Below are 22,252 nucleotides of genomic sequence, written 5' to 3'. Positions count from 1 at the left end.
CGTTCGGGATCGTTTCTCTGCGGACACGTCTCAGCGGGCAGGCGGGGGTCAGTTGTCGCTCGGGGCGGGCACGTCCGTGGCCACGACCTCTCCCTCGCCGACCGACCGGCTGTACTCGTTGCGCACCCAGAACTGCTGGGTGAACTTTCCGGCGGACCAGCGGTAGGTGGTGACCTCCTCGCCGGACGGCTCGGCCACCGGATCGCCCTTGGCGTACACCTGCTTGGTCACCACCAGGTCGCCCCGGTCGATCGCCGAGTACACCGCGGGCTCTTCGACCGCGAAGACGTTCTCGTACGTGTCGCCGTTCTCCCGGTACACGTAGGTGCCCATGCCGACGGCGTCGGCGCAGGTCATCACGTTCACCACGACATCGGGGGCGGAGCTGCCGGTGAGGACTCCGTACGAGGTGTCGACCGGGTACGAGTCCTTGGCGCACGGCCGCAGGTCCGCCTTGACCCGGGCGCTGACCTTCGGGTCGTTCTTGAGCAGCTCCACCGCGTCGACCGCCTTCGTGAACTGTCCGGCGCTCCCGGACGACGCCGGTGAGGGCGTGGCCTTGCCCGCGTGGTCGGACGGGGCGGCCCCCTCGTCCTGCACCCCCGAGCCCCCGGTGGAACAGCCGGCGGCCAACAGGGCGAAGGCGACCAGCCCGGCCGTCGCCGTACTGCCCGCCACCCGTGTCCCGCTGCCTCTGCCTGTCAGGCCGCGCACCGCTCCCGCTCCCGTTCGCCCTGCTGGTGAATACGCCGCGACTCGTCGCGCTCCAGGGCGCGGGCGTCCAGGTCCCGCGACTCGAGCTCCTGGCGGAGCTTCGCGAGCGCCCGGTGCAGCGTGCTCTTCACCGTACCCGCCGACATGCCCAGCGCTGCGGCGGTCTCCTCGGTGCTCATCTGCTCCCAGTGCCGCAGCACGACCACGCTGCGCTGCTTGGGGGCCAGCACCTTGAGGACGTCCATCAGCAGGGCGCGGTTGGCGCGCTGCTCGCTGCCGTCGTCGACGCTCGCGTCCGGGAGCTGCTCGGTGGGTACCTCTTCGAGCTTGCGGGCACGCCACCACTCGGTGCGCGTATTGATCATCACGCGGCGAAGGTACGCGTCCGCGAGCGACTTGTCCGCGATTCCGTCCCAGCGGCCGTACGTGCGCACCAGCGCCGTCTGCAGGAGGTCCTGGGCCTCGACGGGGTCGGGGACGAGGCGCCGGGCGCTGCGCAGCAGCGCCTCCTGCCGGGTGCGTACGTACTCCTCGAATTCGAGCACCTCGCCGTGCGCCATTCCAACCGCCTCCGTCCCCGTGAAACCCCGTGTGTCGTTGCGTGACAGAAGCTACGGACGGGTTGTCACGGCGCTGTGCGGAGCAGCCCTCGGGCGACGCACGGCCGTCCATCGGTTGTGTAACAGGCGATGTTTGAGATGCGGTGGTGACGGGGTACAGCTTTTGGTTCAGCCGAGGGGGAGCCGGTAGAGGCCGCCGTCCAGAGGCTCGACGAGACCGTCGGCGACGAGCCCGTCGAGTGCCCGGGCGCGCTGCACCGGTTCGTCCCAGACCGCGTCCAGCGCCGACTGCGGTACGGGTGTCGCGGCCTCGCGCAGGACCGCCAGCAGCCGGCCGCGTACCTGGCGATCCGTGCCGGCGTACGTCTGGCCGCGGCGCGCCGGGCCGTCGTGCGCGGGCTTCCCCGCGAGCCTCCAGGCGCACCGCGAGGCGATCGGGCAGCGGCCGCAGTCCTCGTTCCGTGCGGTGCACACCAGCGCGCCGAGCTCCATGGACGCCGCCGCCCAGCGGGCCGCGGTGCCCTCCTCGTCGGGGAGCAGAGCGCGGGCCAGGCGGCGTTCGGCCGCGGTCGTCGCGTTCGGCGGGTACTGGATGCCGGTCGCGGCGCGGGCGAAGACCCGCCGCACGTTGGTGTCCAGCACCGCGTGCCGCTGGCCGTACGCGAAGGAGGCCACCGCCGCCGCCGTGTACTCGCCGATGCCCGGCAGGGCGAGCAGCTGCGCGTGGACGCGCGGCACCTCGCCGCCGTGCCGCTCCGCTATGGCCCGTGCGGCACCGTGCAGTCGCAGCGCGCGGCGCGGGTAGCCGAGCCGCCCCCAGGCGCGGACGGCCTCGCCGGGAGCCTCCGCCGCGAGGTCGGCGGGGCGCGGCCAGCGGGCCAGCCACTCCTCGTACACCGGGAGCACCCGGGAGACCGGGGTCTGCTGCAGCATGAACTCGCTGACCATCACGCCCCACGCGCCGGCCTCCGGGCGGCGCCAGGGCAGGTCACGCGCGTGCCGGTCGAACCAGGCGATGACGGGGACGTGGAGGGCTTCGGGGTCGAGGGCGTCGGGCGTCTGGGAATCATGAGTGACAGTCATGGCACGCACGATCCTGGCATGCCCCGGCGGCCGGGGGACGCATGCACCCGCCCCGGGCGGCCCCGCGCGGCGGCCGCGGAGGGCCTGCCCGGCGGGCCGGGTGCGGCGATCGGGCACCCCAGGGAGCGCGCACGCCGGGCCTGCGGGGAGCGGGCGCCCTCGCGCACGCCCCGCGTCACGGCACGCGGACGGCGTGCGTCGTCTTGTGGGCGGGCCGCGGGGCAGGGCCGGGGCCCGCGAACCAGAGCACGATTCCCGTGCGGCTCGCGCGCATGGCGCCGAGCAGCGCCCGGGCCGGGCGCAGCAGTGCCGTCGCGCAGAGCGCCGCGACGAACGCGCCGACCACCAGGCCCGTCAGCACGTCGTGCGGGTAGTGGACTCCGACGAAGACGCGGGAGAAGGCCATGAGCAGTGCCATCGGCACCGTCAGCACTGCGATCCGCGGCCACGCGATCGCGAGCGCCACGGCCGCGGCCCCGGCGATGGCCGAGTGGTTGCTCGGGAAGGACCAGTCGCCGTACGGCGGACAGGGCACCAGCGAAGCGGCGGCCTCCGTGACCGTGCGGCACGGACGCTCCTCGTCCACCAGGGACTTGAGGGATTCGCTGACCACGTAGCCGGCCGCCGTCACCGGCGGTGCGAGGACGGCGAGGGCTATCGCGCGCAGCTCACCGGTGCGCGACCGCCACCAGGCGACGAGTAACAGCACGCCGAAGAGCAACAGTCCTGCCTCCGTCCAGAGTTCGGCGAGGTGCCGCACCCAGGTGGGCGTGGTGTGGGCGAAGTCGACGATGTCGCGGTAGAGAGCGCGTGTGATGCTGCTGTCCATGGTCACGGACCGTATCGTCCCAGGCGGTTCGGTCACCCTTCGCGATCGTCCCGAGCGACTTCCGACGCGAGTCATGGCCTTGCGGGACGCGGCCCATGATGATGATCAGCAGAACTTCGTGCCCAGGGCGGCGGGTGGGGCGGGAGTCGGGCACGATCTCTCGTAGAGTTCGGTCCGTGGGATCTCTGCGCAATCCGATCGGGCCGCTTCCCTCCTCCATCTACTGGCGACGGAGGGCAGTCGCGGCGTCACTGGTCGCGCTGCTCGCGGTGCTGATCGTGTGGGCCGTCACGTCCGGCGGGGACGACGACGGCAAGAACACCGCGGACGGCAAGGGCCCGGCCCCCGCCCACTCGATCACTCCCGGACCCGATCAGTCCGGCCCCGCCATCAGCCAACAGCCCGGTGGGCGCGACGAGTCGGGCGACGGTACGAGCGGTTCCGGCGGTGCGGGGGGCTCCGGCGACGGCTCCGCGAGCCCCGGCGGCGCGAGCGGCGGGGACGGTGCCACCACGAGTGGCTCCGGCACGACGGGCGGCGCCTCGCCAGGTGCCCCCGGCGTACACGTCCCGGCCGGTTCGGCACTCCCCAACTGCGCGCCCGGCGCACTGCGGTTGACCCTCAGCACCACGGAGGTGTCCTACGCGCCGGGTGAGAAGCCCGCGTTCAGGCTCGTCGTCGCCAACTCGTCGCCCACGACCTGCAAGGCGGACTTCGGACCGAAGGCCGCGGTGTTCACCGTCACCGACAGCGAGGACAAGGACGTGTGGTCCTCGGGCCACTGCCCGCGCACGGCCCCGTCCCGGTTCCTGAGCGTCCCCGGCAACGGGACGATCACGCACACCGTCCAGTGGGACAGGAAGCGCAGCGCGCCGCAGTGCCCGACGACGTCCCCGGGCGGCGCGGCTCCGGGCACCTACCTCGTCGAGGTCACGTTCCCGGGCGTGAAGGTGCTGCCCGCGTCGTTCCGCCTCGACAAGGACTGAACGGCCGGCCGCAGAGCCGCCGGGACACGGGCGAGGGGCCTCACGACAAGGTCGTGAGGCCCCTCGCCGGTACACGTCTCAGACGTACCGCTCCAGGATCGACGACTCCGCGAGCCGCGACAGGCCCTCGCGCACGCTGCGCGCCCGCGCCTCGCCGACGCCGTCCACGGCCTGGAGGTCGTCCACGCTGGCGGCCAGCAGCTTCTGCAGTCCGCCGAAGTGCTCCACGAGCCGCTCGATGATCGCACCCGGCAGCCGGGGCACCTTCGCCAGCAGGCGGTAACCCCGCGGCGAGACCGCGGAGTCCAGGGTCTCGGGCGAGCCGCTGTAGCCCAGCGCCCGTGCCACGACGGGCAGTTCGAGCAGCTCGGTGTGCGTGAGGGCGTCCAGCTCCGCCAGCGCCTCGTCCACCGTGCGCGAGCGCTGGCCGCCCCTCCCGGGCGCGGCTCTGGGGGACGTCGGCTCGGGCACGTAGTCGCGGACGACCAGCTCGCGCTCGGGCTCCACGCCCGCGATCAGCTCGTCGAGCTGGAGCGCGAGGAGGCGGCCGTCGGTGCCCAGCTCCACCACGTACTCGGCGATCTCGGTGGCGATCCGGCGCACCATCTCCAGACGCTGCGCGACCGCCGTGACGTCCCGGACGGTGACCAGGTCCTCGATCTCCAGCGCCGACAGCGTGCCCGCGACCTCGTCGAGGCGGAGCTTGTAGCGCTCCAGGGTGGCCAGCGCCTGGTTGGCCCGCGACAGGATCGCGGCGGACTCCTCCAGGACACGGCGCTCCCCGTCCACGTAGAGCGCGATCAGCCGCATCGACTGGGACACGGACACCACGGGGAAGCCGCACTGGCGCGAGACCCGGTCCGCGGTGCGGTGGCGGGTGCCGGTCTCCTCGGTCGGGATGGAGGCGTCCGGGACCAGCTGGACACCGGCCCGGTGGATCTTGGAGATGTCCTTGTCGAGGATCAGCGCGCCGTCCAGCTTGCACAGCTCGCGCAGCCGGGTCGCGGTGAACTCCACGTCCAGCACGAAGCCGCCGGTGCACATCGACTCGACGGTCTTGTCCATGCCCAGAACGATCAGTCCACCGGTGTTCCCCCTCAGGATGCGCTCCAGGCCGTCGCGCAGGGCGGTGCCCGGGGCGACCGCGCTCAGGGCGGCGCGGATCAGCGCTTCGTTGCCCGTGCCTTGGCCGGACTTTCCGGGTGCTGCTGCCCCGTCCTTGGCTGCCACTGCACTCCTCCGGCTCGTACGGGTGGGCGAGACCAGGGCAAAGTCTACCGGCGAGCCTCGTCGCCCCGGGGGGCGTACGCCTCAGGCGCCGTCGGGAGCCTTCCGGCGGACGCGTGGGAGCACCCGCAGAGCATCTCCCATGTCGGCGACTTCCGTGACTCTCATGCCCGCCGGGATCTTGCCCGGGTCGGAGGGCACCAGGGCGTGGGTGAAGCCGAGACGCTGCGCCTCGGTGAGCCGCCGCTGGACGCCCGTCACCCGTCTGACCTCGCCGGCGAGCCCCACCTCGCCGATCGCGACCAGGTTCTTCGGCAGCGGGGTGTCGCTCGCCGCCGACGCCAGCGCGAGGGCGATCGCGAGGTCGGCCGCGGGCTCGGAGAGCTTCACACCGCCGACCGTCGCGCTGTAGATGTCGCGCTTGCCGAGCGCGGAGATCCGGCCCCGCTGCTCCAGGACGGCCAGCATCATCGACACCCGCGAGGTCTCCAGACCCGAGGTGGTGCGCCGGGGGGAGGGGATCTGGGAGTCGACCGTCAGCGCCTGCACCTCGGCGACGAGCGGGCGGCGGCCCTCCAGGGTGACCGTCAGACAGGTGCCGGGGACGGGCTCGTCGCGGCGGGTGAGGAACAGGCCCGAGGGGTCGGCCAGGCCGGTGATGCCCTCGTCGTGCAGCTCGAAGCAGCCGACCTCGTCCGTCGCCCCGTACCTGTTCTTCACGCCGCGGACGAGGCGGAGGCGGGCGTGCCGGTCGCCCTCGAAGTGGAGCACCACATCGACGAGATGCTCCAGCAGCCGGGGACCCGCGATGGCGCCGTCCTTGGTCACATGGCCCACCAGCAGCGTGGACATGCCGCGCTCCTTGGAGGCGCGGATCAGGGCGCCCGCGACCTCGCGGACCTGGGCCATGCCGCCGGGCGCGCCGTCGATCTCGGGGGAGGCCACCGTCTGCACGGAGTCGAGGATCAGCAGGGACGGCTTGACCGCGTCCAGATGGCCGAGGACCGCGGACAGGTCCGTCTCCGCCGCCAGGTAGAGGTGGTCGTGCAGGGCCCTGATCCGGTCGGCGCGCAGCCTGACCTGGCTCGCGGACTCCTCGCCCGTCACGTACAGCGTGCGGTGGTCGTCGCTCGCCGCCTTGGCCGCGACGTCGAGCAGCAGCGTGGACTTGCCGACGCCCGGCTCGCCCGCGAACAGCACGACGGCCCCCGGCACGAGACCGCCGCCGAGGACCCGGTCGAGCTCGTCCACGCCCGTGGAGCGCGCGGTCGCCTGCCGGCCGTCGACCTGACCGATGGGCAGCGCGGCGGTGGAGACCCGGCCGGCGGCCGTGGTGCGGACGGCGGGGGCGCCGTACTCCTCGACCGTGCCCCAGGCCTGGCACTCGGGGCAGCGGCCGAGCCACTTCGCGGTGGTCCAGCCGCATTCGGTGCAGCGGTAGGACGGCCGGTCCTTCGCGGATTTCGTACGGGCAGCCATGCGCAAACCGTAGCGGGGCCCACTGACAGCCCTGCCCGGCGCCCGCTGCCGGAGGGCCGCTGCCCGGCGCACAGCGCGAAACAGTGGGCACCCGGGGCGCGGAACCTGTCCCTTCTGTCCTCCCTAGAAGGAACGGTTCACCCGTATGGATTAAAAGTGCTCAAGGGGTACGAACAGGGTCCGGCGCTGCCCCTACGGTCACGGAGTGACGAGCAGCAGGCTGGAATCCCCTACCCACATCACCGGCGCACACCGCGCGCACCGTCGCGCGCCCCGTCCGTCCGCCGAGCGACCGCCCGCGCGTTATGAGCCGCATCTCGACGGCCTGTTCACCTACTGCCTCTCCGTGCTGTGCGACCACGACGCGGCGACGGCGGTCCTCGGTGACGTCCTCGCCATCGCCGAACGGCAGCACGGACGCTGCCCGTCCGGCGAGGCCGAGCGGAGGGCCTGGATGTACGCGCTCGCGCGCTGGGCCTGTCTGCGCCGGCTCAGCGAGCAGCGCCGCAGGCGCCAGGGCTCCCACACCGGACGGCCCGCCGCGGGCGGCGAGCCCGCGCCCCGCGTCGCCCCCGAGGCCGCCGAGCGCCGCCGCGCCGAACTGGCCCTGCTGGCCTGGCCCGAGGCCGCCGGCACCACCCCCGAGCAGCGCGAGGCCCTCGAACTGGCCGTGCGCCACGGCCTCGGCCCGGCCGCCGTCGCCTCGGTCCTCGGCCTCGGCGAGGTCGCGGCCCGCGAGCTGCTGGCCGCCGCGGCCTGCGAGGTGGAGCGCACCCGGGCCGCGCTCGCCGTCGTCGAGACCGGCAACTGCCCGGCCGTCGCCCGGCTCACCGGCGACAACCGCGTCCTGCTCTCGGCCGCGCTGCGCCGCGAGCTCGTGCGTCACGTGGACGACTGCCCCCGCTGCCGTCGCGCCGCCGAGCGCGCCGGCGCCCGGGGGCCCTGGCCCGGCTCGTCCGTCACACCGGCCGCTTTGCCCCTGGTCGAGGCGCCGCGCGCCGCCGCGTACGTCGCGATGCGCCACGTCCCCCGCGCCCGCGCCGGTGCCCCGCGCTTCGGCCCGGACGGCTTCCCGCTCGATCCCAAGGACCACGCCGCCCGGCGCGACCGGATGCGCGCCCGCGTGGTGACCACCACGGTCGTTGCCACCGTCGTGGCCGCACCGGTGCTCGCCCTGTGGGCGGCGTACCGGGGGGCGCCGCTGACCGGTGAGGGCCATCGCGGGCCGGCCATCAGCGCCGGCGACCAGGTCGGCTCGGCCGAGGGCGACCCGTACGGCCATTACGAGCACGCGGGCAACGCGAGCGCGACGCCCGACCCCCGTTTCACGGCCGCCCGCCACACGTCCGAGGTCTCCGTAGAGGTGATCAGCACGGGCACCCCCGCCCCGCCCTCCGCTTCCGGGCGGGGCCCGGGCAGGCTCACGGTCGAGGCGCAGCCCGCCGGGGACACCACCGTCATCACGCTCATGGCCTCCGGCGGCGCCCCGGTCGACTGGTCGCTGTGGACGGACGTGCCCTGGCTGCGCACCACGCGCTCGTCCGGCACTCTTTACCCCGGCGAAACGGTCACTCTGTACCTCACCGTCGACTCCTCGCGGGAGCCGTCCGGTTACTGGCGCGCGCAGGTCGGCATCGAGCCGGCCGGCGCGGTCGTGGCGATCCACGGCCGCGGGGCGACCAGCCCGCCGCCCTCCTCGCCCGACCCGACCCCCACACCGCCGTCGAGTCCGCCGCCCTCCAGCCCGCCGCCGTCCTCGCCGGACCCGACGCCGCCGACCTCGCCGCCGCCGTCCTCGCCCGACCCGTCCGACCCGCCCACGTCACCGCCCGCGTCGGAACCGCCGTCCGAGCCGGCGACCCCGCCGCCTTCGGACTGACCCGGTCGAAACGGTCCTCCGCGGCGTCCGCCCGGCACTGCGCGCACCGGGGGGCGTGCGGCCCGGCAGCCGGGTGCCGAGGGCGGGCCGCCGCCCGCCCGGCCCGCCCGTCAGCGGGGCTTCGGGTCCGCAGGGTGCGGCGCCACCAGCGGAAGCGACGACGCCAGACGTGCCTCGCACAGCTCCACCAGCACGTCGTACGCCGCCTTGCCCATCAGCTCGGTCAACTCCGGGCGGTACGTCACGTACACGGGCTCGCCCGCGCCGTGCGCCGACGTCGCCGACGTGCACCACCAGTGCAGGTCGTGCCCGCCCGGGCCCCAGCCCCGGCGGTCGTACTCGCCGATCGACACCTGCAGCACGCGGGTGTCGTCCGGCCGGTCGATCCACTCGTACGTGCGCCGCACCGGCAGCTGCCAGCACACGTCCGGCTTGGTCTCCAGCGGCTCCCGGCCCTCGCGCAGCGCGAGGATGTGCAGCGAGCAGCCCGCACCGCCCGCGAAGCCCGGGCGGTTCTGGAAGATGCACGAGCCCTCCCAGCGGCGCGTCTGGCGCTCACCGTCCTCGTCCTGCTGCACCCAGCCGGTCCCGGTGCCGACGTCGTGGAACTGCCACAGGTCCGGCGTCAGACGTGCCACGTGCTCCGCCACGCGCTGTTCGTCCTCCTCGTCGGAGAAGTGCGCGCCCAGCGTGCAGCAGCCGTCGTCCGCTCGCCCGGCCTGGATTCCCTGGCACCCGCTGCCGAAGATGCAGCTCCAGCGTGAGGTGAGCCACGTCAGGTCGCACCGGAAGACCTGTTCGTCGTCGGCGGGGTCGGGGAACTCCACCCATGCTCGGGGGAAGTCCAGGCCCTTTTCGTCGGGCTCGGTCTTCTTCGTGGAGCGCTTGTCGGGGTTGTCGGGCCGCTCGGACTTCGTAGCGGGCACTGCTTTGCCCGGCTTCGCCTTTTTCGTCTTTGGCACGGCTCCAGCGTATGCGTGCGACCGCAGTAGCGTTCCGTCCATGAGACTCGGAGTCCTCGACGTCGGTTCGAACACGGTTCACCTGCTGGCGGTGGACGCCCACCCCGGCGCCCGCCCCCTTCCCGCGCACTCCCACAAGGCGGAGCTGCGTCTCGCCGAGCTGCTCGACGAGGGCGGTGCCATCGGCGAGGAGGGCATCGAGCGGCTGGTCCACACCGTTGCCGACGCGTTGCAGGCCGCCGAGGACAAGGGCTGCGAAGAGGTCCTCTCCTTCGCCACCTCCGCCGTGCGCGAGGCGACCAACGCGGACTTGGTCCTGTCCCGGGTCAAGGCCGAGACGGGGGTCGAGCTGACGGTCCTCACGGGCGCGGAGGAGGCGCGTCTCACGTTCCTCGCGGCCCGCCGCTGGTTCGGCTGGTCGGCCGGGAAGCTGCTGGTCCTCGACATCGGCGGCGGCTCGCTGGAGATCGCGTTCGGCATAGACGAGGAGCCCGACGCCGCCGTCTCCCTGCCGCTCGGCGCGAGCCGGCTGACCGTGGGACTGCTGCCCGGCGACCCGCCGGACCCGCGGGACGTGAAGTCGCTGCGGCGCCATGTGCGCGCCGAGATCGCCCGTGTCGTCGGCGAATTCAGCCGGCTGGGCCCGCCGGACCACATCGTCGCCACCTCCAAGACCTTCAAGCAGCTGGCCCGCATCGCGGGTGCGGCCCGCTCCGGCGAGGGCCTCTACGTCCAGCGCGTGCTGAGTCGTTCGTCACTCGTCGGCTGGGTGCCCAAGCTCGCCGCCATGACGGTGGAGCAGCGCGCCGGCCTGCCCGGCGTCTCCCCGGGCCGGGCCCGTCAGCTGCTGGCAGGAGCCCTGGTCGCGGAGGGGGCGATGGACCTCTTCGACGCCGAGGAACTGGAGATCTGCCCCTGGGCGCTGCGCGAGGGCGTCATCCTGCGGCGCCTCGACCATCTGCCGACCGCCTAGCGCGTGCCTTTAGGCTGTCTCCGTGGCAGAACCAGTCGTGCGCATCCCGGATGCGAAGGTTGTCCTGTCGACGGCTTCCGTCTATCCGGAGTCGACGGCGACCGCCTTCGAGGTCGCCGCGCGCCTCGGCTACGACGGGGTCGAGATCATGGTCTGGACGGACCCCGTCAGCCAGGACATCGAGGCGCTGCGCAGGCTCTCCGACTACCACCAGGTCCCCATCCACGCCGTCCACGCCCCGTGCCTGCTGATCACTCAGCGGGTCTGGTCCACCGACCCGTGGGTCAAGCTCCAGCGGGCGCAGGCCGCCGCCGAGAAGCTGGGGGCCTCCACGGTGGTCGTGCACCCGCCGTTCCGCTGGCAGCGGCAGTACGCGCGCGACTTCGTCCGCGGCATCTGGCGCATGGCGGACGAGACGGACGTCCGGTTCGCCGTGGAGAACATGTACCCCTGGCGCTACCGGGACCGGGAGATGCTCGCGTACGCCCCCGACTGGGACGTCACCAAGGACGACTACCGGCACTTCACGATCGACCTGTCGCACACGGCGACCTCGCGGACCGACACGATGGCAATGGTGGACCGGATGGGCGACCGGCTCGGCCACGTGCACCTGGCCGACGGCAAGGGGTCCGCCAAGGACGAGCACCTGGTGCCCGGCCGCGGCGACCAGCCCTGCGCCGAACTGCTGGAGCGCCTGGCCGGCAACGGCTTCGACGGCCACGTCGTCATCGAAGTCAACACGCGGCGCGCCATGTCCGCCGCCGAACGCGAGGCCGACCTGGCGGAGGCACTGGCCTTCACGCGGCTGCACCTGGCCTCCGCGGCCTCGTCGCGCGTCCACGGCGGGACCGGTAGGACGCGGTGACGGGCACGGCGCGATGACCGGTACGGCCCGATGACCGGCGCGGCGCCCCGGCGGCGCGGGCGGCCGGCCCGCAAGGCGGCCGACGAGGGGCCCGGCGCCCGCGAGCGGATCCTCCAGGCGGCGCGCACCGAGTTCGCCGAGCGCGGCTACGACAAGACGACGATGCGCGGGATCGCGCGTGCCGCCGGGGTCGACGCGGCGCTCGTGCACCACTACTTCGGCACCAAGGACGACGTCTTCGCCGCGGCGATCGAGGTCTCCTTCGAGCCCGCGCTGGCCATCCCCGTGATCCTCGGCACGAGCACCGAGGGCATCGGCGAGCGGCTCGCCCGCTACTTCATCGGCGTCTGGGAGAACCCGGCGACCCGTGCCCCGCTGCTCGCCATCATCCGTTCCGCGCTGACCCACGAGGCGGCGGCGACGGTGCTGCGCGGGTTCGTCCTGCGGCGGCTGCTGGAGCGGGTCGCGGGCGACCTCGACGTACCGGACCCGACCTTCCGTGCCGAACTCGCCGCGTCCCACATGATCGGTATCGCGATCCTGCGTTACGTGATCAAGGCGGAGCCGCTGGCCTCGGTGGACACGGAGGAGATCGTGCGGATGGTGGCGCCCACGCTGCAGCGCTACCTCACGGACCCCGGCCCGACCGGGGTCTGAGCGGACCGGGAAACCGAGCCGACCGAGGACTGAGCCGGGCGTCCCGCATTCCGGACACGCTGTCCAGATCTTGGAGCCGCGGCGTACGCTCGAGAGAGGTACACCCATCACGACGAGGAGCGAGCGACGATGCCCGAGCTGAGGTCCCGCACTGTCACCCACGGCCGCAACATGGCGGGCGCCCGCGCCCTTATGCGGGCCTCCGGTGTACCGGGCGCGGACATCGGCCGCAAGCCGATCATTGCCGTCGCCAACTCCTTCACGGAGTTCGTGCCGGGCCACACCCACCTCCAGCCGGTCGGCCGGATCGTCTCCCAGGCGATCAGCGAGGCGGGCGGCATCCCGCGCGAGTTCAACACGATCGCCGTCGACGACGGCATCGCCATGGGCCACGGCGGCATGCTCTACTCGCTGCCCTCGCGCGACCTGATCGCCGACTCCGTGGAGTACATGGTCGAGGCGCACTGCGCCGATGCCCTGATCTGCATCTCCAACTGCGACAAGATCACCCCGGGCATGCTGAACGCGGCCCTGCGCCTGAACATCCCGACGGTCTTCGTCTCCGGCGGCCCGATGGAGTCCGGCCGGGCCACCCTGGTCGACGGCACGGTCCGCACGCTCGACCTGGTCGACGCGATGTCGGACGCCGTCAACGACAAGATCTCCGACGCGGACATGCTCCGTATCGAGGAGAACGCCTGCCCGACCTGCGGCTCCTGTTCCGGCATGTTCACCGCCAACTCGATGAACTGCCTGACCGAGGCCATCGGCCTGTCCCTGCCCGGCAACGGCTCGACCCTGGCCACCCACACCGCCCGCCGCGCCCTGTACGAGAACGCCGCCCGTACGGTCGTCGAGCTCACCGACCGCTACTACGCCCAGGGCGACGAGTCGGTCCTCCCGCGCAACATCGCCACCATGGCCGCCTTCGAGAACGCCATGGCCCTCGACATCGCCATGGGCGGCTCGACCAACACGATCCTGCACCTGCTGGCGGCGGCCCAGGAGGCGGGCGTCCCCTTCGGTCTGGACGAGATCGACGCCGTCTCGCGCCGGGTGCCGTGCCTCGCCAAGGTCGCGCCGAACGTCGCGAAGAACCGCACGTACTACATGGAGGACGTCCACCGCGCCGGCGGCATCCCCGCCCTGCTGGGCGAGCTGCACCGCGCCGGGCTGCTGAACGAGGACGTGCACAGCGTCCACAGCCCGTCGCTCGCCGACTGGCTGAAGACGTGGGACGTGCGCGGCGGCTCCCCGTCCGCGGAGGCCGTCGAGCTGTGGCATGCGGCCCCCGGCTGCGTCCGCTCCGCCGAGGCCTTCTCCCAGTCCGAGCGCTGGGACACCCTCGACGAGGACGCCGAGGGCGGCTGCATCCGCTCCGCGGAGCACGCGTACTCCAAGGACGGCGGCCTGGCGGTGCTGAAGGGCAACCTGGCCGTCGACGGCTGCGTCGTGAAGACGGCGGGCGTCGACGAGTCCATCTGGACCTTCGAGGGCCCGGCGGTCGTCTGCGAGTCGCAGGAGGAGGCCGTCGAGAAGATCCTCAACAAGCAGGTCACGGACGGCGACGTGGTCGTCATCCGCTACGAGGGCCCCAAGGGCGGCCCCGGCATGCAGGAGATGCTCTACCCGACGTCCTTCCTCAAGGGCCGCGGCCTCGGCAAGACCTGCGCCCTGATCACCGACGGCCGCTTCTCCGGCGGCACGTCCGGCCTGTCGATCGGCCATGCCTCCCCGGAGGCCGCGTCCGGCGGCACCATCGCCCTCGTCGAGGACGGCGACCGCATCCGCATCGACATCCCGGGCCGCTCGATCGAGCTGCTGGTCGACGAGGCCGAACTGGCCCGCCGCGAGCAGGCGCTGGGCGGGGCGTACGCCCCGAAGTCCCGCGAACGCAAGGTCTCGGCGGCGCTGCGCGCCTACGCGGCGATGGCGACGAGCGCGGACAAGGGCGCGGTGCGGGACGTCTCCAAGCTGGGCTGACCCGCCCGTATCGCAGTCACCGGGGACCCGGCGCGCTCACCAGCGCGCCGGGTCCTTCGCGTCGACGGCGAAGACGGACCCGTCGGGGGCGGTGGCAAAGACCGTGCCGGGCGCGGTGACGGGGGCGGGCAGCAGGGCCGCGTACGTGAACCGTCCGTCGTCCATCCGGGGCCTGGTCTGGCCGGTCAGCGTGCCGCGGGCGACGTCGACGGCGAGCAGGCGCCCGTCACCGGCCGACACGTACACGGAGCGGTCGTCGGCCGCCGGCCGTGACAGGTGGGTCACTGCGGTCTCCAGGCGCCACAGCTGCGCGTCCCCGGCCGACCGGGACGTGTCGACCGCGAGGAGCGAACCGCCCGCGCCCGACAGGTAGACGACGGACCCGGCGACCGTGGCCTGCGCCTGGTCGACCGGGGCGGCCAGCGGGACACGGCTGACGGCGCGGTCCTCGGACGCCGTGTCCACACGGACCACGGCGTCGGTGAACCCGTCCGCGTCGGACGAGAGCAGATACAGCGAACCGTCCACGGCCCCCGCCGGGGCCAGCGAGCCCTGGAGCCGCTCGCTCCACAGCCGCCGGCCGCTCGCCGGGTCGATCGCGCCGACGTGTGTGGTCCTTCCGTCCGCGGAGAGCGTCGCGTCGAACGCGGGACCCTCGCCGTCCGCGGCCCGGACCCACTGCGTGCCCGGCCCGCCGAGCCGCTTCCGCCACCGGTCCGCGCCCGTCGCGGCGTCGACGGCCCGCACCTGCCCGCCCTCTGTGACCAGCAGCACGACGTCACCGAGCGGACGCACCGTGGCGTACGCGGAGATGTCGAGGTCCCACCGCACCGCGCCGGTCGCGGGGTCGAGCGCCTCGTAGCGGTCGCCGCCCGCCGTGGTGACGTGCAGCAGGCCGCCCGCGAGTACGGGCTCCTGACCCGCGTCGCCCTGTCCCCGGGCCGTCCGCGGACCCGCGCTCCTTGCCGACCAGTCGGTGCTGCCGTCGGCCGGGTCGAGCCGTACGGCTCCGGTGCCGGGAGCCGTGCAGAAGAGGGCAGGGCCGGCCCCGGTGCACACCGGGGTCCGGTTCTCGCCGCCGCCGCGGTGCAGTGCCACGCTCCAGGGGCGGAAGGACTGCTCGGCGCGCGGTTTCGCGCGGCCCGGTCCCGGATCGTCCGACGTGGCGGTGGCGGTCACGACCGCACCGGCGGCCAGCACCACCAGGCCGGCGGCGACGGCCGCCCACCGGGCCCGGCCGCGGCGCTTGGCACCGGCTTTCCCTCCGGGAGCGGCGGACTCCTCCGCCGCGGGGAGCCGCCTCTCCCGCTGCTCCGGTCCGCGCTGCGCCGGTATGTAGGCCTGGGTGTCGCACCCCGACGACGGCGACGACGCGCGCAGCGCCACCATCAGCTCGTACGGCGTGGGCCGCTCCCGCGGGTCCTTGGCCAGGCACCTGCGCAGCAGCGGTACGAGATCCTCCGGCACGCCCGCCAGATCGGGCTCGTTGTGCACGACCTGGTACGCCACGATGTAGGGGCTGTCGGAGTCGAACGGGCCTCGGCCGGTCGCCGCGTGCACGAGCACGGCGCCCAGCGCGAACACATCGGCCTCGGGCCCGACTTCACGCGGGCGCTGGAACTGCTCGGGAGCCATGAACGGCGGTGTCCCGATCAGCTTCCCGGTCTCCGTGCGCAGATCGCTGTCCGCGGGACGGGAGATCCCGAAGTCGATGACTTTCGGTCCGTCAGGCGCCAACAGCACATTGCTGGGTTTGAGATCCCGGTGCACCACGCCGGCGCGATGGATGTCACGCAGCGCCTCGGCGAGCCCCGCGCCGGCCCTGCGCAGCTCCGGCGCGGCCAGGGGACCGTTCCGCTTGACCCGGTCCGACAGCGTCGGACCGTCGATGAACAGCGTGGCCATCCACGGGCGTTCGGCGTCGGGGTCGGCGTCCACGACCGGTGCCGTGAACGCGCCGCTGACCCGGCGGGCTGCGGCGACCTCCTGGCGGAAACGCGCCCTGAACTCGGGGTCCGAGGCGTGCTCGGCGTGAATGACCTTGACCGCGAGCCGCAGGCCCGAAGCGGAGGTGGCGAGGTGGACGACGCCCATGCCGCCGTTGCCGAGGCAGGCCTCGAGCCGGTACTGCCCGGCATACTCCGGATGCTCCGCTTCCGGGAACCACCCGGTACTGCGCAGCGGTGGCATCTCCCACCCCCGTCTGATGGTGCGCACGCGCGACGCTCGGAGCCTAGTCGATGATGCGTACGATCCGGCCATGGCTTGCTAGCCTGCGCGCGGCGAGCCACGCCGCTTTCACACGACGTGCATCAGACGTGCATCAACGGGGGAGAACTCGATGGCTGTTGAGGAAGTACAGGGCGAACAGGCCGGGACCGAGGCCGTGGAGACCTTCACGGTCAAGCGCTACCCGGTCGCACCGGGCGTGCGGCTGAACGTGCGCTCCGGCCCCGGTACCCAGTACCCGGTCATCCGGGTGCTGCCGTACGGCGCGAGCGTCCCGATCAACTGCCAGAAGCCGGGCGAGACGATCACCGGCCCCTACGGCACCACCAACATCTGGGACAACATCGCCAACGGCGAATTCGTCTCCGACGCCTACGTCCAGACGGGCAGCGACGGCTACGTCACCATCCGCTGCTCCTGACCCTCACCCTCGCCGCGGGGATAATCGACCCGTGAGCGAGCACACCGAGAACCCCGGCGACAGCACCGGCAGCGGCACCGGCCCGCGGCCCGAGCCCATCCGTTACTTCGGCACCACCTGGGTCGAGCACGACGGGGGCTACGGGCTGCGCCGGGCCGCCGTCGGCGCCGGGGCGCTCGTCACCGCCTTCGCCGCCGCGCTCGTGCTGCGCTTCGCCTACCAGGGCCTGGCCATCGCCGAGGTCGGCGGCTTCGTGAACGTCCTCGTCGTCGTCATGTTCGCCGTCTGCAGCGCCATCGCCTTCCGCAAGACCTGGGAGAGCTTCGGCCGGCGGCCGAACGGCTCCCCCTCCGAGGACTCGCTGCGCAGCCTCAAGGCGATCGGCTTCATCGGCTCCCTCATCGCCTACTCCCTGCGCTGCCTGACGGAAGCCCCCGGCGAGCAGCTGCGCCGCGCCGAGTACGAGACGGCGCTCCGGCAGTACGAGAAGCGCCGCGGCAGCCGCTCCGGCAACCCGGCGGCCCGCTCCCGCCGGAACGGCAGGACCCGGCGCAACTAGCCGCCTCCGGGGAAGGATGAGAGGCATGACGGATTCCGATCGGTCCCGGCGTGCCCTCTCCTTCGAGACCGCGGCGGACCAGTACGACGCCGCCCGCCCCGGTTATCCGCCCGCCCTCTTCGACGCCGTCGAGGAACTGTCCGGCCGCCCGCTCACCGGTGCCCGGACCGTGGACGTCGGCGCCGGCACCGGTATCGCCACCCGGCTGCTGCGCGAGCGCGGCGCTCGGGTCACCGCCGTGGAGCCGGGCGCCGCGATGGCCGACCGGTTCCGCCGGTCGCTGCCCGGTGTGCCCCTCGTCCGCGGCGTCGGCGACGCCCTCCCCCTCGCCGACGCGAGCGCCGACTTCCTCACCTACGCCCAGTCTTTCCATTGGACGGATCCCGCCCGCTCCCTCCCCGAGGCCCTGCGAGTCCTGCGGCCCGGCGGCGCGCTCGCCCTGTGGTGGAACGTCGCGGACCGGGACGTCCCCTGGATCGCCGCCCAGGAGGAGCGGCTGAGGCGTGACTTCGGCGGCGCGGCACACGGCGCGCCCGGCGCCGCCCGCGCCCTGCCCGACGGCGTGCCCTGCGCCGAACACCGCCTGTACTGGACCCGGCGCGTCCCCCTCGACACCCACCTCGCCAACCTCGGCAGCCACTCGCTGTTCCTGGTGGCGGGCAAGGCCGCGGCCCGCGCCTTCCTCGATCGCGAGCGGGCCGGGCTGCTGCGGCTGTTCCCGGACGGATCGGTCGAGGAGGCCTACGCCGTCGACCTCACGGTCACCCGCCGCCCCGCCTGAGCCCCGTCCCGACGGGCCCCACCCCGAGCTTCCCCTGTCCTTGACGCCCGGACACCGCCAGGCGCATTATTCATCACATGATGAATTCCTCTGGCGTCGCGGTCCTGACCCGCGGCCTCACCGTCGTACGAGGAGGCCGCACCGTCCTGCGCGGCCTCGACTTCACCGTCCTGTCCGGCCGCATCACCGGACTCCTCGGGCCCTCCGGCTGCGGCAAATCGACCCTCATGCGCGCCGTCGTCGGCACCCAGGCCGAGGTCACCGGCACCCTGGAGGTCCTCGGCCGCCCGGCCGGCGACGCCGGACTGCGCTCCCGGATCGGCTACGTCACCCAGGCACCCTCCGTCTACGACGACCTCACCGTCCGGCAGAACCTCGACTACTTCGCCTCCGTCCTGCTCCCCGGCCGGGCCCGCCAGGACGCCCGCGAGGAGTACGTCGCGCGCGCCGTCGCCGACGTCGACCTCACCTCGCACGCCGACTCCCTCGCCGGCCGCCTCTCCGGCGGTCAGCGCAGCCGCGTCTCGCTCGCCGTCGCCCTGCTCGGCACCCCCGAGGTCCTCGTCCTCGACGAACCCACCGTCGGCCTGGACCCCGTCCTGCGCCGCGACCTGTGGGACCTCTTCCACCGCCTCGCCGACGACCGCGGCGCGACGATCCTCGTCTCCTCCCACGTCATGGACGAGGCCGAGCGCTGCCACCGGCTCATGCTCATGCGCGACGGCGAGATCCTCGCCGAGGACACCCCGGACGACCTGCGCGCCCGCACCCGCACCGAAACCGTCGAAGCGGCCTTCCTCCACCTGGTCGACGAGGCCGACGCCCTCCAGGAGGACGCCCGATGAGCACAGCCCGCACCCTCGCCACAGCCGCCCGCGTCCTGCGCCAGCTCCGCCACGACCCGCGCTCCATCGCCCTGATGCTGCTCGTGCCGTGCCTGATGCTCCTGCTGCTGCGCTACGTCTTCGACGGCAGCCCGCGCACCTTCGACTCCATCGGCGCCTCGCTGCTCGGCATCTTCCCGCTCATCACGATGTTCCTCGTGTCCTCCATCGCCACCCTGCGCGAACGCACTTCGGGCACCCTGGAACGACTGCTCGCCATGCCCCTCGGCAAGGGCGACCTCATCGGCGGATACGCCATCGCCTTCGGCCTCGTCGCCGTCGTCCAGTCCATCCTCGCCACCGCGCTGGCCCTGTCGGTCCTCGGCCTCGACGTCGTCGGCTCGCCCTGGCTGCTGCTCCTGGTCGCACTCCTCGACGCGCTGCTGGGCACGGCGCTCGGCCTGTTCGTCTCCGCCTTCGCCGCCTCCGAGTTCCAGGCGGTCCAGTTCATGCCGGCCGTGATCTTCCCGCAGCTGCTGCTGTGCGGCCTGTTCACCCCCCGCGACCAGATGCAGCCCGCCCTCGAAGCCGTCTCGAACGTGCTGCCCATGTCGTACGCCGTCGATGCCATGAACGAGGTCCTGCTCCACACCGACACCACCGCCGCCTTCCTCCGCGACGTCCTGGTCGTCGCCGCCTGCGCCGTCCTCGTCCTCGCCCTCGGCGCCGCCACCCTGCGCCGCCGCACCGCCTGAACCGTCCCGGCCGTGCCCGCCACGTGGACGGCCACGGCACGTCACCGCCCCCGGTGAAAGGATGTGAGCGCACGCATCCCGACCGGCGAGGTGAACAGAGCCATGACCCAGACAGTCGCAGTCCTCGGTACGGGCAAGATCGGCGAGGCCCTGCTCAGCGGCATGATCCGCGCCGGCTGGCACCCCGCCGATCTGCTGGTCACCGCCCGCCGTCCCGAGCGTGCCGAGGAGCTCCGCACCCGTTACGGGGTCGAAGCGGTCACCAACGCCGAGGCGGCCAAGCGTGCCGACACCCTCATCCTGGCCGTCAAGCCCCAGGACATGAGCAAGCTCCTCGACGAGCTCGCCCCGCACGTCACCGCCGACCGGCTCGTCATCAGCGCCGCGGCCGGCATCACGTGCTCCTCCATCGAGCAGCGTCTGGCCGCGGGAACCCCCGTCGTCCGCGTCATGCCCAACACCCCCGTCCTCGTCGACGAAGGCATGTCCGTCATCTCCGCCGGCAGCCACGCCACCACCGAGCACGTCGTGCACGCCGAGGAGATCTTCGGCGGCGTCGGCAAGACCCTGCGCGTCCCCGAGTCCCAGCAGGACGCGGCCACCGCGCTCTCCGGCTCGGGCCCGGCCTACTTCTACTTCCTCGTCGAGGCGATGACCGACGCCGGCATCCTCCTCGGCCTCCCGCGCGCCCAGGCACACGACCTCATCGTCCAGGCCGCCATCGGCGCCGCGGTGATGCTCCGCGACAGCGGCGAACACCCCGTGAAGCTCCGCGAGGCCGTCACGTCCCCGGCCGGCACCACGATCAGCGCCATCCGGGAACTGGAGAACCACGGCGTTCGCGCGGCCCTCATCGCCGCCCTGGAAGCCGCCCGCGACCGCAGCCGCGAGCTCGCCTCCGGCAACGGCTGACCGCCTCGAACGCGGGCCGCCCGCCATGAACGGCGGCGGCCCGCGCTCACCGCTTCAGGCCGGCAGCAACCCGATCGCGCGATAGGCGGTGTCGACCGTCGGACGCGCCATCCCTCTGGCCCGGTCGGCGCCCTTTCGCAGCACCTCGTCGATGTACGCCGGGTCGGCCGCCAGCTCGGCGTGGCGCACCCTGACCGGCCGCAGCACCTCCACCACCGCGTCCGCGACGTCCTTCTTCAACGCGCCGTACGAGCCGTACTTCCCGGCCAGCTCCCTCGGATCGCGCCCGGTACAGGCCGCCATGATCTCCAGCAGATTGGTGACACCGGGCCGTTCCTCCCGGTCGTACTCGACCTCGCACCCGCTGTCCGTGACCGCACGCATGACCTTCTTGCGCACCACGTCCGCCTCGTCGAGCAGATACACGATCCCGGCGCCGACCTCGTGGGACTTGCCCATCTTCGACGTGGGGTCCTGCAGATCCATGACGCGCGCGGCCACCGGCGGATGCGTCACCCGCGGCACGGTGAAGGTGTGCCCGTACCGCTGGTTGAACCGGACCGCGAGGTCTCTGGTCAGCTCCACATGCTGGGTCTGGTCCTCACCGACCGGCACCTCGTCGGTCCGGTACGCCAGGATGTCCGCCGCCATCAGCGCCGGATACGTGAGCAGCGAGAGCCGCACGCTCTGCCCGGACTCCCGAGCCCGCGCGCTCTTCTCCTTGTACTGGATCATGCGGCGCAGCTCGCCGTCGGTGGCCGTGCACTCGAGGATGTACGAAAGCCGCGCGTGCTCGTCCACATGGCTCTGTACGAAGAGCGTGCACAGTTCCGGATCCAGCCCCGCGGCCAGCAGCAGCGTCGCTGCCTGCCGGCTGAGCCTGCGCACCCGCGCCGGATCGTGCTCGATGGTCAGCGCGTGCAGATCGACGACGCTGAACAGGGAGTCCGACCGGTGCTGGTCGATCTCGACCCAGCGTCGCATCGCCCCGAGGTAGTTGCCGAGGGTCAGGTGCCCGGTCGGCTTGACGCCGCTGAAGATCCGCTTCATTCCGTACTCCACTCCGTGTCGGGTCGGAGCCGCCGCTACCGCGGCCGGACCCCCGGAGCGGGGATACGCGAACGGCCGCCGAAGCGGCGGCCGTTGAAGAGCATGCGCAGGTGCCGGCCGCCGTCAGGCGGCCCACCAGAGATTGAGGCACGTGCGCGTGGTCATGCGGCTCAGCCTACGCGGCCGGGGTCCGAGTTGACACCGGGATCCGCCATCCGTAGTGTTCTCCGAGTTGTCCGACGTGAGCACCGGCTCAGGCTGGTCCCCGGACACCATTCCGCAAGACCCACTCGAGCGAGCGACAGACTTTCTGGCGCCCGTCTCTTGCGTGCGTTTTCGCGGAATGAGGAATCCGCGTTCGACCTTCGAACGAGTGAGACCCCGATTAGCGTCGGGGGCTGGGATTCCGCTAAAGTCTCACCTCGTCGGAACGGCCCAACGGCCGGGAAGGCAACCCCCTCTGACTGGGAATCAGGCCCGAAAGGATCTGATAGAGTCGGGTCCGCCGGAAAGGGAAGCGC

Annotated in this window: 21 protein-coding genes; 12 read left to right on the top strand and 9 right to left on the bottom strand. The window is 72.9% G+C overall.

The features are described 5' to 3' along the window. Window positions 1-48 precede the first annotated feature (48 nt). The 4 genes from HW130_RS12065 to HW130_RS12050 all read right to left on the bottom strand — a co-directional run bounded on the left by HW130_RS12065 (window position 49) and on the right by HW130_RS12050 (window position 3,186). Entirely contained in the window at window positions 49-714 is a 666-nt protein-coding gene (locus HW130_RS12065) for a hypothetical protein (protein WP_177149510.1), read from the bottom strand. Continuing rightward, a complete protein-coding gene (locus HW130_RS12060) occupies window positions 702-1,274 on the bottom strand; it encodes a SigE family RNA polymerase sigma factor (RefSeq protein ID WP_177149509.1) in 573 nt (190 codons plus the stop codon). The genes HW130_RS12065 and HW130_RS12060 overlap by 13 nt, the downstream gene beginning before the upstream one ends. Before the next feature lie 168 nt (window positions 1,275-1,442). Continuing rightward, the gene (locus tag HW130_RS12055; RefSeq protein ID WP_177149508.1) at window positions 1,443-2,357 is read right to left on the bottom strand and encodes an A/G-specific adenine glycosylase; all 915 of its coding nucleotides are present in this window, start codon (window positions 2,355-2,357) and stop codon (window positions 1,443-1,445) included. Window positions 2,358-2,532: 175 nt separating this feature from the next. Then, complete coding sequence (locus HW130_RS12050) at window positions 2,533-3,186, bottom strand: phosphatase PAP2 family protein (protein WP_177149507.1); 654 nt, start codon at window positions 3,184-3,186, stop codon at window positions 2,533-2,535. A gap of 176 nt (window positions 3,187-3,362) precedes the next feature. Between HW130_RS12050 and HW130_RS12045 the strand changes: the two genes are divergently transcribed. Beyond that, the gene (locus HW130_RS12045) at window positions 3,363-4,172 is read left to right on the top strand and encodes a hypothetical protein (RefSeq protein ID WP_177149506.1); all 810 of its coding nucleotides are present in this window, start codon (window positions 3,363-3,365) and stop codon (window positions 4,170-4,172) included. A gap of 78 nt (window positions 4,173-4,250) precedes the next feature. On the opposite strand, the gene disA is transcribed toward HW130_RS12045, so the two are convergent. Both disA and radA read right to left on the bottom strand, forming a co-directional pair. Further along, complete coding sequence (disA, locus tag HW130_RS12040) at window positions 4,251-5,402, bottom strand: DNA integrity scanning diadenylate cyclase DisA (protein ID WP_177149505.1); 1,152 nt, start codon at window positions 5,400-5,402, stop codon at window positions 4,251-4,253. Between the two features lie 81 nt (window positions 5,403-5,483). Next, window positions 5,484-6,878, bottom strand: a complete 1,395-nt coding sequence (radA, locus tag HW130_RS12035) for a DNA repair protein RadA (RefSeq protein ID WP_177149504.1) — start codon at window positions 6,876-6,878, stop codon at window positions 5,484-5,486. A 205-nt stretch (window positions 6,879-7,083) separates the two neighbouring features. On the opposite strand from radA, the gene HW130_RS12030 reads away from it, so the two are divergent. Then, the gene (locus HW130_RS12030; protein ID WP_177149503.1) at window positions 7,084-8,757 is read left to right on the top strand and encodes a hypothetical protein; all 1,674 of its coding nucleotides are present in this window, start codon (window positions 7,084-7,086) and stop codon (window positions 8,755-8,757) included. A gap of 110 nt (window positions 8,758-8,867) precedes the next feature. Here HW130_RS12030 and HW130_RS12025 read toward each other — a convergent pair whose 3' ends face one another. Next, window positions 8,868-9,719 (bottom strand): hypothetical protein, encoded by an 852-nt coding sequence (locus tag HW130_RS12025; RefSeq protein WP_177149502.1) that lies wholly within the window; start codon window positions 9,717-9,719, stop codon window positions 8,868-8,870. A 40-nt stretch (window positions 9,720-9,759) separates the two neighbouring features. Between HW130_RS12025 and HW130_RS12020 the strand changes: the two genes are divergently transcribed. The 4 genes from HW130_RS12020 (at window position 9,760) to ilvD (ending at window position 14,200) form a co-directional block, all read left to right on the top strand. Continuing rightward, entirely contained in the window at window positions 9,760-10,692 is a 933-nt protein-coding gene (locus HW130_RS12020; RefSeq protein WP_177149501.1) for a Ppx/GppA phosphatase family protein, read from the top strand. 22 nt (window positions 10,693-10,714) lie between these two features. Next, window positions 10,715-11,560, top strand: a complete 846-nt coding sequence (locus HW130_RS12015) for a sugar phosphate isomerase/epimerase (protein ID WP_177149500.1) — start codon at window positions 10,715-10,717, stop codon at window positions 11,558-11,560. A gap of 30 nt (window positions 11,561-11,590) precedes the next feature. Then, on the top strand, window positions 11,591-12,217 hold the full coding sequence (locus tag HW130_RS12010; protein ID WP_177149499.1) for a TetR family transcriptional regulator: 627 nt from the start codon (window positions 11,591-11,593) through the stop codon (window positions 12,215-12,217). A gap of 129 nt (window positions 12,218-12,346) precedes the next feature. After that, on the top strand, window positions 12,347-14,200 hold the full coding sequence (gene ilvD, locus HW130_RS12005) for a dihydroxy-acid dehydratase (protein WP_177149498.1): 1,854 nt from the start codon (window positions 12,347-12,349) through the stop codon (window positions 14,198-14,200). A gap of 36 nt (window positions 14,201-14,236) precedes the next feature. Here the strand turns inward: ilvD and HW130_RS12000 are convergent, their stop codons facing one another. Continuing rightward, window positions 14,237-16,390: a serine/threonine-protein kinase gene (locus HW130_RS12000; protein WP_177149685.1), complete on the bottom strand. Its 2,154-nt coding sequence runs from the start codon at window positions 16,388-16,390 to the stop codon at window positions 14,237-14,239. 151 nt (window positions 16,391-16,541) lie between these two features. Here HW130_RS12000 and HW130_RS11995 point away from each other — a divergent pair, with 151 nt between their 5' ends. From HW130_RS11995 to proC, 6 genes are all read left to right on the top strand, one after another. Then, entirely contained in the window at window positions 16,542-16,850 is a 309-nt protein-coding gene (locus HW130_RS11995; RefSeq protein WP_177149497.1) for an SH3 domain-containing protein, read from the top strand. Window positions 16,851-16,881: 31 nt separating this feature from the next. Then, window positions 16,882-17,409, top strand: coding sequence for a hypothetical protein (locus tag HW130_RS11990; RefSeq protein ID WP_177149496.1), 528 nt, complete (start codon window positions 16,882-16,884; stop codon window positions 17,407-17,409). Between the two features lie 25 nt (window positions 17,410-17,434). Next, a complete protein-coding gene (locus tag HW130_RS11985; RefSeq protein WP_177149495.1) occupies window positions 17,435-18,190 on the top strand; it encodes a class I SAM-dependent methyltransferase in 756 nt (251 codons plus the stop codon). 77 nt (window positions 18,191-18,267) lie between these two features. Next, entirely contained in the window at window positions 18,268-19,035 is a 768-nt protein-coding gene (locus HW130_RS11980; protein WP_177149494.1) for an ABC transporter ATP-binding protein, read from the top strand. Next, window positions 19,032-19,769 (top strand): ABC transporter permease, encoded by a 738-nt coding sequence (locus tag HW130_RS11975; RefSeq protein ID WP_177149493.1) that lies wholly within the window; start codon window positions 19,032-19,034, stop codon window positions 19,767-19,769. Before HW130_RS11980 ends, HW130_RS11975 begins: the two co-directional genes overlap by 4 nt. Window positions 19,770-19,871: 102 nt before the next feature. Continuing rightward, window positions 19,872-20,681, top strand: a complete 810-nt coding sequence (gene proC / locus HW130_RS11970; RefSeq protein ID WP_177149492.1) for a pyrroline-5-carboxylate reductase — start codon at window positions 19,872-19,874, stop codon at window positions 20,679-20,681. 54 nt (window positions 20,682-20,735) lie between these two features. On the opposite strand, the gene trpS is transcribed toward proC, so the two are convergent. Next, on the bottom strand, window positions 20,736-21,731 hold the full coding sequence (trpS, locus tag HW130_RS11965) for a tryptophan--tRNA ligase (protein WP_177149491.1): 996 nt from the start codon (window positions 21,729-21,731) through the stop codon (window positions 20,736-20,738). Window positions 21,732-22,252 lie beyond the last annotated feature (521 nt).

It is taken from the genome of Streptomyces sp. PKU-EA00015, from assembly GCF_013387495.1.
Taxonomy (GTDB): domain Bacteria; phylum Actinomycetota; class Actinomycetes; order Streptomycetales; family Streptomycetaceae; genus Streptomyces.
This window is presented reverse-complemented; position numbering and strand designations above follow the sequence as displayed.